Origin of the sequence: Devosia oryziradicis (assembly GCF_016698645.1) — a bacterium.
GTDB lineage: Bacteria > Pseudomonadota > Alphaproteobacteria > Rhizobiales > Devosiaceae > Devosia > Devosia oryziradicis.
The window spans coordinates 1,702,418-1,716,996 of the sequence record NZ_CP068047.1; the positions used below are offsets into that span (position 1 = coordinate 1,702,418).

Consider the following 14,579-nt stretch of genomic DNA (forward strand, 5'->3'; position numbering starts at 1 on the left):
GTCATGTCGATAGAGCGCACTTCCGTGGAAATGCTCCTCCAGCCGTTTTTCCGCAAGATGCAGATCCGCGACAAGCTGGGGATCGAGGAGCAGCAGGCGCTGGCCGCCGCTGCGGACCAACGTCTCGACTTCACCCAGGGGCAGGACCTGGTGAAGGAGGGCGACCGCCCGACGCGGAGCATGCTGGTGACCAATGGCTTCACCTGCCGCTACGGCGTGGCGCCCGGCGGCGACCGGCAGATCACCGCCATCCACCTGCCCGGTGATTTCGTCGACCTGCACAGTTTCCTGCTCAAGGAAATGGACCATTCGGTCGGTGCGCTCACCGACTGCAAGGTCATCACTTTCCCGCACGAGAACCTGGTGCGGGTAACCGAGCGCTTTCCGCACCTGACGCGCCTCCTGTGGCTGATGACCCTCTTGGACGGGGCGATCCACCGCGAATGGCTGCTGGGCATGGGGCGCCTGTCGGCACCGCAGCGGACGGCGCACCGCATTTGCGAAACCTATACCAGGCTCAACGCCCTGGGACTGGCGGAGAACCACCGCTTCGTCTTCCCCATTACCCAGGCGGCGCTGGCCGATGCGGTGGGCATCACGCCGGTGCATGTCAATCGTGTGCTGCAGGATCTGCGGCAGCGCGGCCTGATCGGCTGGGACAAGGGCATGATGGAAATCCGCGACTGGAACACGCTGGCGCGTGAGGCCCAGTTCGACAACCTCTACCTTCATCTTGTGGAAGAGCCCCGCTGATGCCGCACTATTTCTTCGATATCCACGACGGCGAGGGCGTATTTACCGACGAGGTGGGCATGGACCTGCCCGACATGGATACGGCGATCCGCGAGGCCCGGCGCGCCCTGGCCGACATGGTCCGCGACGCGCTGCGCGACCAGGACGGCGCCAAGGTGCTGATCTGCATCCGCGACGGCGCCGACGGACCTGTCATGCTCTCGGTATCGCTGACCACCGACCGGCCAAACGGGGGATAGGCTCAGCGCGGAATGAAGTAGCGGGTTTGGCCGTCAAGCTGACCGGAGCGCGCGAGGCCGATGGTGGTGAGGGTTTGCAGCAGGGTTTCGATGCGGTCGCGGCGCTTGGGCGTGTTGCGGCCATCGAAGGTGGCGGAGAGGGATTCCGTCGGGACCGGGGCGGGGGCCTTGCGGAGGAGGTCGACGAGGATGTTGATCTGCTCGGTATCGCTCGTGGGCCATTTGGGCTTGTCGCTTGATGGGACGATGGCGAGATCGGCTTCCTGCTGCACGCCGTCGGGGCGGGCGACTTTGTGGCCCAGCTTGGGGATCTGGTAATCGGGGCGGAGCCAGCGGACGAGGCCGCGGGCTTCCTCGGCTGCGCGTTCCTGGTTGAGGGCGACGAGGCGGGTCAGCAGCTCGTCCTCGGCGGCCATTTGGTCGTCGGTCTTGTAGGGGCTGGGCGTGGTGGCACCGGGGCGGCCGACGAGGCGCGGGGCGAGGTCGGACCAGCCATAGGCGGCAAAGACGAGCGTGTCGATCTCGTCGTAGATATCCCTCAGGATGGCGATGTGACCGGCGTCGTAGATGTCGCGTTCCTTGTCGGAAAGCGGTTCGATCTAATGACGTATCAGTCGCTCCTTCGGGGTGCGTAGTCTAGGTTTGGGAGCATGAACGCGGGCGACGCCGCGTCCCATTCCAACCGACGTGTCACACGGGAGAGATCAGGTGCACTCACGACGAATCGTTCGTCGTAGCGGGCAAAGAGCGTGTCGAAGAACCCACCCAATACGAGGGGGCTGTCGGGGAAGGGGAAACTATCAAGCAAGGTACTGCGCTGTGACCCATGCATCTCGACCAGACCAAAGCCAATTGCCTCATATCGGCTGACATCGTTACGTATGCCACGGCGGCCAACCAGTTCACGAAGGGCGTTATGAAAACGCACAATACCGGCTACCGGCTCGCCGCCTTCGGTCATGGCGATATCATTGGCGGCCAAAGTTTTGGTGCCTTCTGAAGCGTCGTCCATTCCAGGCGAAGCTTCAGCCGCGTCGTTGAACGCGGTTTCAACGAGGCGATTTGCGCGGAGGAGCACGAGGTAGCCTAGCACGAGGGCCGGATAGGTGATGTGCAAATTGGTGCACTCACCTATCGTTTCCTCCATGCGGTTGGTGAGGTTGCGAAATGCTCCAGTTACGCCCTTGCAGGAGACCGCAAGTACGGGCCCAATCCCATCCTTGGTCACGACGACGTCAACGTTCTTGGTTTTCAAACCGCCGAGAACTGTGCGCTCGCCCCCGCCCGCCATGGAAGGGTCGTAGTGAAGTACCGGTGCGCGGCCTGACCGGCGTTCTACGCGGAACGGCGGGCGCGGAACGATATCGTCTGGATCAAAGCCGCCTTCGAGCACGAGCCTACATGCGACATGCCAATGCAGCGGCTTAATATGGTTGGCACTCTGGGTTTTGCCGGTGAACTCAGCAAACGCCGCCAAGGCCTCAGACTGGCTAGTCCACTGGCAGCTCTTTGTGTCTACGTCAGTCGCCATAGTGCCTCCAGCGGTGGAGAGTCTTGACCGCGTCTTCCAATGCCTCTTTATTCGCCTCCCCAGTCGCATTGTCCGAAGGAAAGAGAATGCGGCTCGCTTCCCCTGGCTCAAGTTTCAACATGCCACCACCGAGAGCGTGACCTTCGAGCTCACAACTTAGTCGGAGGAAAGGTGTTGACCACTGTGGGAACAATTTCCTTGCCAGAGCTTTGTCACGCACGCGAACTGAATGAACGCTGTTTGTGCAAGTTACGCCAGCCAAATTCTGCACCAAGTTTGCCGCTCGGCCGGACATGTAGCTCAGCATGAAGTCGGGAATCTGCACGTCGGGAACGGCATACCAAGGGGTGCGATTTCGACACTTATAACCGAGTCTGGCTTCACGCCCGGCGCCGCTGTCGAGATACGCTTGCACACTGGTCGGAAGATCCTGCCCGCGATTTAGGCGAAGCAACAGAACTTTCTCGTCAGCCTTCGTCCAAGATTCCACAGTCGCCGCTGTTATCTGGCTGGCAGGCATAACCCGGCCACTACGCAGGCTAGGATGGAGGAGTTCAGTTGGAATTTTCCAACGATTCACTTCGGAGGGGCGGAGGTGAAAAAAGTCGTTGTCGCCGCTAACGTAGCCAATGCCTACGGTAGCAAAATCGCCAAGCCGCCTGCTCGCAGAATCCTTAGATGCGGCCGCATAGATATCGCGAATTTCTCGTGGCAACAGGTATGCACGCAGCCGCCGCGCCCACACGGCGCGCCATTCATGAACATCGATTTGGACCGTGGGTCTTGGCCGATGCCTGCTAGGCTTAAATTCGTCACAGACAGTAAAATCGATATGCGTCGTGGAGCCGCCCTGCCCCTCCGCATAGAGCAACCAGCAATCCTCGGAAAGTTGGGGAAACAGCTTGTTCCGGATCGCAATGATCTGCACCCCAGAAAACGAACTCACCAGGTATTCCAACAGTGGCGCCGCATATGGAGCATGCCCAATTTCGGCTGGCACCACAAACGCCATGCGGCCGCCCGGTTTCAGTAAAGCGGCCGTCGCGACGAGGAAAGGTGCCCACGATGATGCTAAACCCGAGAACGGTGCGCCATGACGAGCGCATAGATTCAGAGCGCGGCGCCGAACCTCACCTTTGAAACTCTGGTAGCGAATGAACGGTGGGTTTCCTGCTGCACATTCAAAGCGCTCGTTCGTTTCGCCGGCCCATGCAAAAAAGTCGCCCTTGTGAACAAGGGCAGACGGCGCAACACTAATTGCAGCTTGTGCAGAAACGGGATTCTGCTCAATGCCCACAGAATTGGGGTGAGCTGAAAGAAACTGCCCATCACCACAAGACGGATCAAGTAGCCTGTCTGTAGGCTTTCGGAGCGCCCACGAAACTAGCGATTGGGCGACGTCGTGAGGAGTGAAATAGGCACCCGATTGTTTTTGATCAGAAATCGGCGGCTCATCGTCTAGCATCACGTCCCCCTAGCTCAAGCGTGTAGTAGTTCTAACCGTGCTCCACACGCTCCTTAGTCAGAACATACCAGGAACGTCGGTTGTGTAAACTGGGTACTTGGCTTGCTTGAGATCGCGAGCTTCCTGCCCTCCAGGCGCTGATGATGGACAGGCGGCCGGCAATGTCGCGGGTGACTTCGGCGGATTTCTTGGCTGGGTCGAGGCTGTGCGGAAAGGTCCAGACGGCCTTGAGGCGGGCCTGGATGGCGGGGTCGCGCAGGTGGTCCATCTCGATGCGGAAGCCCTGCGCATCGGGGAACTGGGCGTAGTTCTTGCCCTGGCCGGAAAAGTCGGCATAGAGCTCGATGACGTGGCCGACATCGACCAGGATGACGAAGGGCGGGTAGCCGTGTTCTACCGGCAGGTGGCGGGTGTAGTCGACGGCCTGGGTATAGGCGGCGCGCATGACGCGGTCCCAGCCGCGCGAGCCACGGCGGGCGTGGCCGAGCTTGCGGGACTGGGCCTCGGAGCCGAAGAGGCTGGCCTGGCGCTCGTCCTCGGCCTGGCGGCGGGCGGATTGCTTGGCTTCGAGCACGAAGCTGCCGCGCTTGTAGCAATCGACATAGAGCTTGGTGGTGGAGCCGTCGGGATGGCGATAATCGAGGCTGCGCTCGAAGACGTAGTCGTTGCGGGCGTTGGCTTCCTGGCTCATGGCGGGGCGGGGTACGCCCAACACGTCACAAAGGCCGGTGACAAAGAGCTGGTAATTGGCGCGTTCGGAGCCGCCCGAGGCGGTGGCTTCGGCGATCAGGTCATCAAGTGTCGTCAATCGCCGGCGGCCTCCCCACGGGCGACACTATTGCCGCAGGTTGGCGGGGGAGGGAAGGGGGATGCCGCTCGCGTGCCTGTGTTCGCGGTGGACTGGGCGGTCTGGTTGAGTTTTTGGCGCTTTGAGACTATAGGCTTGCGCCATGGAAACCATTGCCATTGCCCAGAGCACCGTGACGTCGCTGTCGCGGCCCCCGATGCATGTTGGACAGGCGGCCGCGCCGTTCCTGCCGATGAGCCGCGCCGAGATGGAGGCGCTGGGCTGGGACCAGTGCGACGTCATCGTGGTGACGGGCGATGCCTATGTGGATCACCCCAGCTTCGGCATGGCCATTATCGGGCGCCTGCTCGAGGCGCAGGGGCTGCGCGTGGGCATCATCTCGCAGCCGGACTGGCAGTCGGCCGAGGCGTTCAAGGCGCTGGGCCGGCCGCGGCTGTTCTTTGGCGTCACCGGCGGCAACATGGATTCCATGGTCAACCGCTATACGTCGGACCACAAGCTGCGCCATGACGATGCCTATTCGCCCGGCGGCGAGGGCGGCAAGCGGCCGGATCGCTCGACCATCGTCTATACCCAGCGCTGCCGCGAGGCATACAAGGACGTGCCGATCGTGCTGGGCGGCATCGAGGCCTCGCTGCGCCGCATCGCCCACTATGACTACTGGTCCGACAAGGTGCGCCGCTCGATCCTGGCCGACGCCAAGGCGGACCTGCTGATCTACGGCAATGCCGAGCGCGCCGTGGTGGAAGTGGCCACGCGGATGGCCGAGGGCGAGAGTGTGCGCGACCTGGACGACGTGCGGGGGGTGGCGATGTTCCGCAAGGTGCCCGAGCATTATACCGAGCTCCATGCCGACGACCTGGATTCGGACGACGAGGGCGCGACGCGTACCCGGGGCGATACGGTGATCCGGCTGCCCTCGTTCGAGCAGGTGGAGCACGACAAGGAGGCCTATGCCCGCGCCTCGCGCGTGCTGCATCGCGAGGCCAATCCGGGCAATGCGCGGCCGCTGGTGCAGCGCCATGGCGACCGCGACCTTTGGCTCAATCCGCCGCCCATTCCGCTCAAGTCCGAGGAAATGGACGCGGTCTATGACCTGCCTTATGCGCGGGTGCCGCATCCGTCCTATGGCGACGCCAAGATCCCCGCCTGGGACATGATCAAGAATTCGGTCACCATCATGCGCGGCTGCTTTGGCGGCTGCACCTTCTGCTCGATCACCGAACATGAGGGCCGCATCATCCAGAACCGCTCGGAAGCCTCGATTTTGCGCGAGGTCGAGAAGATCCGCGACAAGACGCCGGGATTCACGGGCGTGATCTCGGATATTGGCGGGCCGACGGCCAATATGTATCGCATGGCCTGCAACAACCCCAAGATCGAGGCGGCGTGCCGGCTGCCGTCCTGCGTGTTCCCCAATATCTGCCCGAACCTCAACACCTCGCATGACGAGCTGATCAGCCTTTATCGCAAGGTGCGCGAGACCAAGGGCATCAAGAAGGTGATGGTCGCGTCCGGCGTGCGCTACGACCTGGCGGTGACCAGCCCCGAATATGTCAAGGAACTGGTGACCCACCATGTGGGCGGCTATCTCAAGATCGCGCCGGAGCATACCGAGCGCGGGCCGCTCGACAAGATGATGAAGCCGGGCATCGGCACCTATGACAAGTTCAAGGAGATGTTCGACGCGGCGGCGGCAGAGGCGGGCAAGAAGTATTACCTGATCCCCTATTTCATCGCGGCGCATCCGGGCACCACCGACGAGGACATGATGAACCTCGCGCTCTGGCTCAAGAAGAACCGCTATCGCGCCGACCAGGTGCAGACCTTCCTGCCCTCGCCGATGGCAACGGCAACGGCGATGTATCACACCGGGGTCAACCCGCTCAAAGGCGTCAAGCGCGGCGGCAGCGACCAGGTCGATACGATCCGTGGTGCCAAGCAGCGCCGCCTGCACAAGGCGTTCCTGCGCTACCACGATCCGGACAACTGGCCGATCCTGCGCGAAGCGCTCAAGGAAATGGGTCGCGCCGACCTGATCGGCCAGCGGCCTGACCAGTTGGTGCCCAACTACCAGCCGCCGGGGACGGGCAAGGCTGCCGGCAACAAGCGTCCGGTGCGGAGCAACAGCCGCGCGCTGAAGTTCACCACCAAAGGCGTGCCGATGTTCAAGAAATAGCGGGCTTCACCTCTCCCTTGGGGGAGAGGGGTGAAGACTGCCGCACCATCACGGCCGCGAAGAAGCCATCGGTGTCGTGCTGGGCCGGGGTCAGCGACAGATAGTAGGGCTGGGCCGAGGGCAGGCCTGGCGCGGCTTCGCCCAGGGGCACCAGCTTGAAATCGGGATGCGAGGCGAGGAAGATCGTTACCTGCTCTTCGTTTTCTTCCGAGAGCAGCGAACAGGTGGCGTAGACCAGGCGGCCGCCTGGTTTCACCAGCCGGGCGGCGCTGGCGAGGATTTTGGCTTGTAGCGCCACCAGGTGGCCTACGCCCTGCTCGTCCTCGGGGCGCCAGCGGGCGTCGGGATTGCGGCGCCAGGTGCCGGTGCCGCTGCAGGGGGCGTCAACCAGGACACGATCGAAGCCCAGCTTGTGGCGCTTGACCCATTTGTCGGTTTCGCTGCTGAGGAGCCTTGTCTGGATATTGTGCAGTCCGGCGCGGCGGAAGCGTTCGGCGGCGCGCTCCAGGCGGCCCTCATTGATGTCGCATGCGACGACATGGCCTTTGTTGGCCATCTGCGCCGCGATAGCCAGGGTCTTGCCGCCGGCTCCGGCACAGAAATCGACCACGCGGTCGCCGGGGCGCGCGTCGACCAGCATGGCGACCAGTTGGCTGCCTTCATCCTGGATTTCCACCGCACCACTCTTGAGCATGGGCAGGTTGGCCAGCGACAGGCGCTCGGGCATGCGGATGCCCAGCGGCGCCATAGTGGTTGGCGCTGGCTTGAGGCCAAGGTCGCGCAGCGCGGCGAGCATGTCGTCGCGCGTCGACTTGATCGGATTGACGCGCAGGTCGAGCGGCGCCGGCGTCAGCATGCCGGCCATTTCGGCGGCAAAGGTCGGCCCGAAGCGGCGCTGCAGGGGTTCGAGGGCCCAGTCCGGACATTCGAGGCGCACCGCATCGGGCATGTCCGGGTGGTCGACGCTGCCGCCCTGCAGTTTGGCCAGCATGGCGCGCTCGGGTTCGGTAAGGGCTGATGGCGACGAGCGATCGCCGTTAAACAGGCTGCGCAACTGATCGGGCGACTGCCCCGATAACGCCAGCCAGGCGATGAGCCGGTGGCGCGGGATGTCCTTGCGGCCGATCCGTTCGAGCCACCAGCCCAGGCGGGCATGATGGCGCAGCAGGGTATAGAGCAGTTCGATGATCTGGCCGCGATCGGCGTCGCCGATCTGGCGGCGCGCGCGGAACCAGGCGGAGATGACCGCGTCGGCAGGGCGGGCGACGTCCGCGACTTCCTGCATCAGTTCAATGGTGGCTTGCAGGCGGGCGGCAGGGGTCACGGCAATCTAGGTGGCACGGGGCTGTTGCCGACGTCTTAGCGCAGGCGGACCGATTTGGCACTGGCTTGATTGGTCCGCAAAAAATCTGCATTGGCGCTGTCGAAACGGCGTGCACCCTTTCGTCGTAAGGGCATGAGCGGCGCACAGCCACGGGCTCGGAGATGAAAATGAAGATAGCAGGTTGGATATTGAGTGCGCTAATTGCGCTGTTCCTCGCAGGAGCTTCGGCGGCACCGAAGTTCATGGGCATCGCGGCAGCGACCGATGCGATGACCGTGGTAGGCTGGCCGATGAAGTATCTGGTGCTGATCGGCTGCATAGAAGCCGGATGCATGATCCTGTTCCTGATCCCGCGCACGGCGCTGCTGGGGGCAGTGCTGACCACGGGACTGCTGGGTGGTTCGCTGGCGGCCAACCTGCGGGTGGATAATCCGCTGTGGAGCCACACTCTGTTCTCGATCTATCTGGGCGTGGCGGTCTGGGTGGCGCTTTGGTTGCGCGAAGAGAAGGTACGCGCGGTGTTTCCGCTGGTGCGAGGCTGACATGACCGAGAAGACCCAATTGCGCTGCAGCTGCGGGCAGGTTCGTCTCGAGGTTCGGGCGGCACCCCTGATCAGCGCCGAATGCTATTGCAACAGCTGCCGCGAAGGCGCGGCTCGGATGGCGACCCTGCCTGGCGCGCCTGACGTGACCAATGGCGTCGGCGGGACGCCCTATGTGCTCTATCGCAAGGACCGGGTGAGCATCGTCGCGGGGCAGGACAAGCTGCGCGCCTTCCGGCTCAAGCCGGCTTCGTCGACGCGGCGGGTGATCGCCACCTGCTGCAACACGCCGGTTTTCACCGAGTTCAAGGGCGGGCACTGGCTGAGCCTTTATGCGGATCTCTGGCCCGATGGGACCGCGCCGGCAATGGATGTGCGGACGCAGACCGGGGACCTGCCGGCCCAGTTGCAGCCAGATGACAGCGTGCCATCTGGCGGCTGGCCGACAACCAAGTTCTATGGTCGGCTGCTGGCCGCGTGGATCGCCATGGGCTTCAAGGTACCCGAGGTGAAAGTGGACGGGCCGGAACTGGCAATCTAGCCACGATCACGCTGGCTTGCCGGGCCGGGTCCCGATCCAGATGGTATGGCGCTCACCCTTGCCATTGCTGCGGGCGCGGACGGTGACTTCTTCAACCTGCAGGTTGGCCTGCTTGAGGCGCTTGGTGAATCTGGCATCGGGGGCGGAGGACCAGACGGCGAGGTGCCCGCCGGGTGTCAGGGCTGCCCGGGCGGCGGCGAGGCCGGCGGCATTATAGAGGCGGTCATTCGCCGGGCGGAACAGACCATCTGGCCCGTTGTCGACATCGAGCAGGATGGCGTCGAAGGGTTGGCCGCCGCTGATCGCGGTGGCGACGTCGCCCTGGTGGATGCGCACGCGCGGATCATCGAGGCTGGTGCCGTGGAGTACGGCCAGCGGGCCGCGGGCCCAGGTCACGACTTCGGGCACCAGTTCGGCAACCACGATCTCGCTATCGGTGGCGAAGCATGCGAGGGCGGCGCGGAGGGTGAAGCCCATGCCCAGGCCGCCGATCAGGATGCGGGCCTTGGGCCGGGTGCCGATGCGGGCGGCAGACAGGTTGGCCAGCTGGACTTCGGAATTGCTGAGACGGCTGTTCATCAGGGTGATGACGCCGGACATGATGGAGAATTCGGTACCGCGCTGCATCAGCGTCATGGCGCCGCCCCCGGGCATCACCGCTTCGCCGAGCTTAATCCAGGGCAGCATGGGGAACTCCTGTGGCGAGTTGGCTTGCATAGGCCGCTATCGTGGCGTCATCGCGTCGGCCCGGCGCATGCTCGAAAGTCAAGTCGTGAGCGATGGTGGCCGGGCGAGCGGCCAGGGTGATGACGCGAGTGGCGAGGCGGGAGGCGTCTTCGGGCTGGTGCGAGGCGAAGATGACGGTAGCGCCTGACGTGGCGGCGAGGTTAGCGATGAGCCGGTGCATGTCATCGACCAAGGCCCGGTCGAGCGAAACGAAGGGCTCGTCCAGAAGGAGCAGGCGGGGATTGGTGGCGATGGCTCGCGCCAGGGCGACGCGGCGCTGCATGCCGCCGGACAGGGCGTGGGGCCAGGCGGTGGCGTCGTCGGCGAGACCGACACGGGCCAGGGCGGCGTCGGCGGTTTGGGCAGATATGGCAGGCGAGGCGGCGCGGACATTGTCGCGGGCGGTGAGCCAGGGCAGCAGGCGTGGGTCCTGGAAGACGTAACCTGGAGGCGGTGCCTGGTGCGCGGGGGCGCCATCGATGGTGATGCTGCCGATGAAATCGCGGTCGATACCGGCGATGAGGCGCAAAAGCGTGGACTTGCCGATGCCGGAGGGACTGAACAGGGCCACGACGCTGCCCGGCACGATGTCCAGGCGAAAATCGGCTAAAAGCGGCGCGGCGCCGGCAAAGCGCTTGTCGGCGATGTCGATGCTCAGGCCGGGGCCGGGCGCCATTGCAACACTTTTCGTTCGAGGGGGCGCAGCAGGCCGTATTCGAAGGCGAGGACGACCAGGATGAAGGCGGTGGTATAGGCCAGGATGCCCGTGATGTCGAAGAACTGGAACTGGATGCTGACGCGATAGCCGACGCCGCCATCGCTGCCCAGCACTTCGAAGACGAGGACGATCTTCCAAATCAGCGAGAGGCCGGTGCGCGCGGCGGCGAGGATGAAGGGCATCAGTTGCGGGAGGGTGATGAGGCGAAGCCGGCGCAGCGGCGACAGGCGCAAGGCGGCGGCGAGCTCGTCATAGTCGACCGAAAAACTGCGGACGCCTTCCCTGACGGTGGTGATGACGAGGGGGACCTTGTTGATGACCACGGCGGTGACCAGCGCCAGCTGGGTGAGACCCAGCCAGATATAGAGGACGATGGCGACGACGATGGCGGGCAGGTTGAGCCCGACCAGCAGCCAGCCGGAAAACAGCCGATCGAGCCAGCGCCGGCGGCCGAGCACGATGCCCAGGACGGTGCCCAGCAGCATGGCGATGGCGAAGGCGCTGGTGGCGCGCAGCAGGGTCTTGCCGAGGTCGGTCAGCAGCGGGCCGCTGACAGCCAAGGTCCAGAGTTCAGCGGCGACGGCTATCGGCGTTGGAAACAGGCGATGGGCGAAGGCCATGGCGAGGGCCTGCCAGATCAGCAGCAGCAAGGGCAGCGACAGATATTCGAGCGCCGAGTGCCGGCTTTGGCGGCGGGGCTGCGGTCGGTCGGGCGCCGGGGAGCTTATTTGCGATACCCTTCCCAGAAGGTGCCTGGTGCGAGTTCGGTCTGATCGCCAACCAGTTCGGCGCCGCCATACTGGGCGAGCAAGGCGAAGGTTGCTTCGGCGGCAGCGGTGTCGGCGGGATCGTAGCCTGAGACGATGCCAGCGCGATAGTCGTCGCGCAGCTGGGTGAAGAGGGCCGGATCGCCCGATGCGCCCATAAGTTCGGTGAGCTTGTCCCAGGCGGTGTCGTCGGTCCGCAGCACCGCCTTGGCCTCGAAGGAGGCATCGAGGAAGGCGGTGATGGCGGCGGTTTTGGTCGCGGCGATCTGGTCGGAGAAGGTCCAACCGAGCAAGGGTGGTTGCTCGGCGACGCCGAGGGTTTCGAGCATGTCGGCGACCGACAGCAGCTCGGTCATGCCGGCGACCTTGGCGCGGGCATTCCACTGCCAGAAATTGAGCGCGGCATCGACGCCGCCGGTGGTCAGCAATTCATTGACCAGCGGCGGGGCGCCGAAGCGGGCGCTGGCATCGGTCGACAGCGTGCCTGACGTCGCCTGGTTGTAGAAGGCCTGGAGGATGATCCAGCTCTTGTCGACCGGGCTGCCCGATACGGCGATGGTCTTGCCGGCAAGGTCGGCTACCGATGCGATCGGACTATCGGCCGGGACCATCAACCCGCCGACGGCGAGCGAGTGTGGCACCATGGTCACCATGTTGCCCTCGCTGCGCTGGATGGAAACCCAGACGAAGTCGGAGAGGATGACATCGACGGCGCCGGCCTGGAGGGCGATCTGCCCAGCGCGGCTGTCGGCCAGCGGCCTGATCTGCAGGTCGAGACCATGCTTGGTATCGAGGCCGAGATTCTTGATGGTCTGGATTTCCCACTGCACCGTGCCACTTTCCTGCACGCCGACCACCAGGGTTTCGGCGGCGAGCGTGGGGGTGATGAGGAAGGTGGTGGCCAGTGCAAAGACGAGGGGGTGCATGGGGGCTCGTTTTAGCGGGTGGTCAGGGTATTGGCGAGATGGGCTGGGCCGCGCGCTCGGTGTTGGAAGCCCACCCACCCTCATTCTCTCCCCACAAGGGGGAAGGATTGAGGGTGGGGTGATGCCGCCACGGAGTTCCGCCGCTCAAGCGCCGGTGACGCGCCAGATGACGTCGCCGACGTCGTCGGCCATGAGCACGGCATTGTCGGCGGCGAGGGCGACGCCGACCGGGCGGCCATAGGCGTATTTCTCGTCGGGCGACAGGAAGTCGGTGAGGATGTCGCGCGGCAGGCCAACGGGCTTGCCGTTTTCGAAGGCGACAAAGGTCATCTTGTACCCGCTCAGCTTGCTGCGGTTCCAGGAGCCGTGCTGGCCGATGGCCATGCCTGCGGGGAAGCCGGGCAGGGTGCCTGCGGGCAGGTGGCAGAGGCCGAGTGAGGCGGTGTGCCCGCCCAGGGCGTAGTCGGGATGGTCCTGCTTGCTGGCGGGGCGTGCCGGGTTCTGGGTGACGCGGTCATCCACGACGCCCCAATAGGAATAAGGCCAGCCATAGAAGCCGCCGTCGCGTACCGAGGTCAGGTAATCGGGCGGGGTTTCGTCGCCCAGGCCATCGCGCTCGTTGACCACGGTCCAGAGGGCGCCCGTGGTCGGCTCCCAGGCCATGCCGACCGGATTGCGCAGCCCGCCGGCAAAGATGCGCGAGGTGCCCGTAGCGATGTCGAATTCGTGGATGCAGGCTCGGTCGATTTCGGCCTCCGGGCCGGCATCCTCGATGTTGCTCAGCGAACCGACGGCGACATAGAGCTTGCTGCCGTCCTTGCTGGCGATGAGGTTGCGCGTCCAGTGGCCGCCGGGCTTGAGGTCCATCAGCTTCTTGCCGGGCGCGGTAATCCTGGTTGCGCCAGCTTCGTACGGGTAGGCGAGGAGGGCGTCGCTGGCGCCGACATAGAGCGTGTTGCCCAGCAGGACCATGCCGAAGGGCTGGCGGACGCCTTCGATGAAGGCGTGGCGGATCTCGGCGATCCCATCGCCGTCGGCATCGCGCAGCAGGGTGATGCGGTTGGGGCTGTTGCCCGAGGCGCGGGCGCGCTTCATGGTGGCGGACATGGCGTGACCGAACAGGTCTCGCGGCTTGCCGTCCTCGCCCATGGATTCGGCTACCAGTACATCGCCATTGGGCAGGACATGCATGTGGCGGGGATGGTCCAGTCCCCTGGCGAAGGCGTTGACCTGGAGTCCTGCAGCAGGGGTGGGCTTGTGGTCACCTTCCCACCCACGGGCGCTGGGCATCTTCAGGGTCGGGATGCTGCCCTGTGCCTTGGCAGCCGGAATAACAGGCGCCTTGCCGTAGACGGCGGGGCGGGGGCCATCGTTGCGATGGCGGATGGCGACGGCCGCCGCGCCGACGGCGGCGACGATGCTGGCGAAGATGGAATCGGACATTGGGGCTGCTCGACGAATAGTGAGGCGTTGCCAAGCTAATGGCATCTGGACGGCAAAATTACCATGCCCGAGTGATGCGATCCTGGACCCGGCAGGCCGGGTCCAGGGGCAAAGCCTATTCGGCGGCCTGCGGCATGGCGCGGGAGCCGGCGCCGGCCGGCATCCACACGATCCAGGCGAAGAGCAGCACGCCGGCAAAGGTGATGAGCGAGCTCACGGCGACGATGGGCTCCATGCCGGCATTGCCCGCCAAGAGGAGGTAGAGCGACACGCCCATGATGACGACGCCCACCGTATAGACGACGTACTGCACCATGGGCAGGCGACCGGCGGCCTTGGCCGGGTTGAGCGCATAGTAGCCGCCGAACAGGGCCGACGTGACCCAGCCGAGCAGGTTGATATGGGCGTGGGCGCCGATGACGTTGTGGTTCTGGCTGATCGACATGTGAATGCCGATGGAAATGCCCGCGAGCAGGAACAGGATCGCGGAGCGGAAGAAGTATTCGGATATGCGTGGCATGATGGTTTCCCCCTTGGCCGGCCTAATGCGCCCCCTCACGGACTCGGCTCGGCGGGGAAACGTTAGGCTGCCGCCGGGGCGAAATCCAGCCATGTCG

16 protein-coding genes are annotated in these 14,579 nt (G+C 64.4%); 5 read left to right on the forward strand and 11 right to left on the reverse strand.

Features of this window, described 5'->3' with window-relative positions; genetic code table 11:
* Positions 1 to 3: 3 nt before the first annotated feature.
* Together JI749_RS08525 and JI749_RS08530 are read left to right on the forward strand one after the other, a co-directional pair.
* The gene (locus JI749_RS08525) at positions 4 to 753 is read left to right on the forward strand and encodes a Crp/Fnr family transcriptional regulator (RefSeq protein ID WP_201662220.1); all 750 of its coding nucleotides are present in this window, start codon (positions 4 to 6) and stop codon (positions 751 to 753) included.
* Positions 753 to 992, forward strand: coding sequence for a DUF6894 family protein (locus JI749_RS08530; protein ID WP_201662223.1), 240 nt, complete (start codon positions 753 to 755; stop codon positions 990 to 992). The genes JI749_RS08525 and JI749_RS08530 overlap by 1 nt, the downstream gene beginning before the upstream one ends.
* Positions 993 to 994: 2 nt before the next feature.
* Here JI749_RS08530 and JI749_RS08535 read toward each other — a convergent pair whose 3' ends face one another.
* The 4 genes from JI749_RS08535 to JI749_RS08550 form a co-directional block, all read right to left on the reverse strand.
* Positions 995 to 1,408, reverse strand: coding sequence for a hypothetical protein (locus JI749_RS08535; protein ID WP_201662228.1), 414 nt, complete (start codon positions 1,406 to 1,408; stop codon positions 995 to 997).
* Between the two features lie 194 nt (positions 1,409 to 1,602).
* On the reverse strand, positions 1,603 to 2,523 hold the full coding sequence (locus JI749_RS08540; RefSeq protein WP_201662231.1) for a hypothetical protein: 921 nt from the start codon (positions 2,521 to 2,523) through the stop codon (positions 1,603 to 1,605).
* Complete coding sequence (locus tag JI749_RS08545) at positions 2,513 to 3,988, reverse strand: SAM-dependent DNA methyltransferase (RefSeq protein ID WP_201662234.1); 1,476 nt, start codon at positions 3,986 to 3,988, stop codon at positions 2,513 to 2,515. Before JI749_RS08545 ends, JI749_RS08540 begins: the two co-directional genes overlap by 11 nt.
* Positions 3,989 to 4,019: 31 nt before the next feature.
* Positions 4,020 to 4,796: a type IIL restriction-modification enzyme MmeI gene (locus tag JI749_RS08550; RefSeq protein ID WP_201662237.1), complete on the reverse strand. Its 777-nt coding sequence runs from the start codon at positions 4,794 to 4,796 to the stop codon at positions 4,020 to 4,022.
* Positions 4,797 to 4,938: 142 nt separating this feature from the next.
* Between JI749_RS08550 and JI749_RS08555 the strand changes: the two genes are divergently transcribed.
* Positions 4,939 to 6,975: a YgiQ family radical SAM protein gene (locus tag JI749_RS08555; protein ID WP_201662240.1), complete on the forward strand. Its 2,037-nt coding sequence runs from the start codon at positions 4,939 to 4,941 to the stop codon at positions 6,973 to 6,975.
* Here JI749_RS08555 and JI749_RS08560 read toward each other — a convergent pair.
* Positions 6,965 to 8,299 carry an RsmB/NOP family class I SAM-dependent RNA methyltransferase gene (locus JI749_RS08560; protein WP_233280907.1) on the reverse strand — a complete coding sequence of 445 codons (1,335 nt, stop codon included), beginning with the start codon at positions 8,297 to 8,299 and terminating at the stop codon, positions 6,965 to 6,967. The two genes, JI749_RS08555 and JI749_RS08560, sit on opposite strands and share 11 nt — an antisense overlap.
* Before the next feature lie 167 nt (positions 8,300 to 8,466).
* Between JI749_RS08560 and JI749_RS08565 the strand changes: the two genes are divergently transcribed.
* On the forward strand, positions 8,467 to 8,841 hold the full coding sequence (locus JI749_RS08565; RefSeq protein WP_233280908.1) for a DoxX family protein: 375 nt from the start codon (positions 8,467 to 8,469) through the stop codon (positions 8,839 to 8,841).
* Between the two features lies 1 nt (position 8,842).
* On the forward strand, positions 8,843 to 9,382 hold the full coding sequence (locus JI749_RS08570; protein ID WP_201662247.1) for a GFA family protein: 540 nt from the start codon (positions 8,843 to 8,845) through the stop codon (positions 9,380 to 9,382).
* A 6-nt stretch (positions 9,383 to 9,388) separates the two neighbouring features.
* Here the strand turns inward: JI749_RS08570 and JI749_RS08575 are convergent, their stop codons facing one another.
* The 6 genes from JI749_RS08575 to JI749_RS08600 form a co-directional block, all read right to left on the reverse strand.
* Positions 9,389 to 10,069, reverse strand: a complete 681-nt coding sequence (locus JI749_RS08575; RefSeq protein WP_201662250.1) for a spermidine synthase family protein — start codon at positions 10,067 to 10,069, stop codon at positions 9,389 to 9,391.
* Positions 10,053 to 10,784 (reverse strand): ABC transporter ATP-binding protein, encoded by a 732-nt coding sequence (locus JI749_RS08580; protein WP_201662253.1) that lies wholly within the window; start codon positions 10,782 to 10,784, stop codon positions 10,053 to 10,055. The genes JI749_RS08575 and JI749_RS08580 overlap by 17 nt, the downstream gene beginning before the upstream one ends.
* Positions 10,763 to 11,476 carry an ABC transporter permease gene (locus tag JI749_RS08585; protein WP_233280909.1) on the reverse strand — a complete coding sequence of 238 codons (714 nt, stop codon included), beginning with the start codon at positions 11,474 to 11,476 and terminating at the stop codon, positions 10,763 to 10,765. The genes JI749_RS08580 and JI749_RS08585 overlap by 22 nt, the downstream gene beginning before the upstream one ends.
* A gap of 74 nt (positions 11,477 to 11,550) precedes the next feature.
* The gene (locus JI749_RS08590) at positions 11,551 to 12,519 is read right to left on the reverse strand and encodes an ABC transporter substrate-binding protein (RefSeq protein ID WP_201662256.1); all 969 of its coding nucleotides are present in this window, start codon (positions 12,517 to 12,519) and stop codon (positions 11,551 to 11,553) included.
* A 144-nt stretch (positions 12,520 to 12,663) separates the two neighbouring features.
* Positions 12,664 to 13,962, reverse strand: a complete 1,299-nt coding sequence (locus tag JI749_RS08595) for a PQQ-dependent sugar dehydrogenase (RefSeq protein WP_201662259.1) — start codon at positions 13,960 to 13,962, stop codon at positions 12,664 to 12,666.
* A gap of 115 nt (positions 13,963 to 14,077) precedes the next feature.
* On the reverse strand, positions 14,078 to 14,482 hold the full coding sequence (locus tag JI749_RS08600; RefSeq protein ID WP_201662261.1) for a heme-copper oxidase family protein: 405 nt from the start codon (positions 14,480 to 14,482) through the stop codon (positions 14,078 to 14,080).
* Between the last annotated feature and the right edge of the window lie 97 nt (positions 14,483 to 14,579).

Coding starts and splice junctions, on each gene's coding strand:
- JI749_RS08525 (WP_201662220.1), top strand. CDS start 4: ATGTCGATAGAGCGCACTTCCGTGGAAATGCTCCTCCAGCCGTTTTTC.
- JI749_RS08530 (WP_201662223.1), top strand. CDS start 753: ATGCCGCACTATTTCTTCGATATCCACGACGGCGAGGGCGTATTTACC.
- JI749_RS08535 (WP_201662228.1), bottom strand. CDS start 1,408: ATGGCCGCCGAGGACGAGCTGCTGACCCGCCTCGTCGCCCTCAACCAG.
- JI749_RS08540 (WP_201662231.1), bottom strand. CDS start 2,523: ATGGCGACTGACGTAGACACAAAGAGCTGCCAGTGGACTAGCCAGTCT.
- JI749_RS08545 (WP_201662234.1), bottom strand. CDS start 3,988: ATGCTAGACGATGAGCCGCCGATTTCTGATCAAAAACAATCGGGTGCC.
- JI749_RS08555 (WP_201662240.1), top strand. CDS start 4,939: ATGGAAACCATTGCCATTGCCCAGAGCACCGTGACGTCGCTGTCGCGG.
- JI749_RS08565 (WP_233280908.1), top strand. CDS start 8,467: ATGAAGATAGCAGGTTGGATATTGAGTGCGCTAATTGCGCTGTTCCTC.
- JI749_RS08570 (WP_201662247.1), top strand. CDS start 8,843: ATGACCGAGAAGACCCAATTGCGCTGCAGCTGCGGGCAGGTTCGTCTC.
- JI749_RS08575 (WP_201662250.1), bottom strand. CDS start 10,069: ATGCTGCCCTGGATTAAGCTCGGCGAAGCGGTGATGCCCGGGGGCGGC.
- JI749_RS08580 (WP_201662253.1), bottom strand. CDS start 10,784: ATGGCGCCCGGCCCCGGCCTGAGCATCGACATCGCCGACAAGCGCTTT.
- JI749_RS08590 (WP_201662256.1), bottom strand. CDS start 12,519: ATGCACCCCCTCGTCTTTGCACTGGCCACCACCTTCCTCATCACCCCC.
- JI749_RS08595 (WP_201662259.1), bottom strand. CDS start 13,962: ATGTCCGATTCCATCTTCGCCAGCATCGTCGCCGCCGTCGGCGCGGCG.
- JI749_RS08600 (WP_201662261.1), bottom strand. CDS start 14,482: ATGCCACGCATATCCGAATACTTCTTCCGCTCCGCGATCCTGTTCCTG.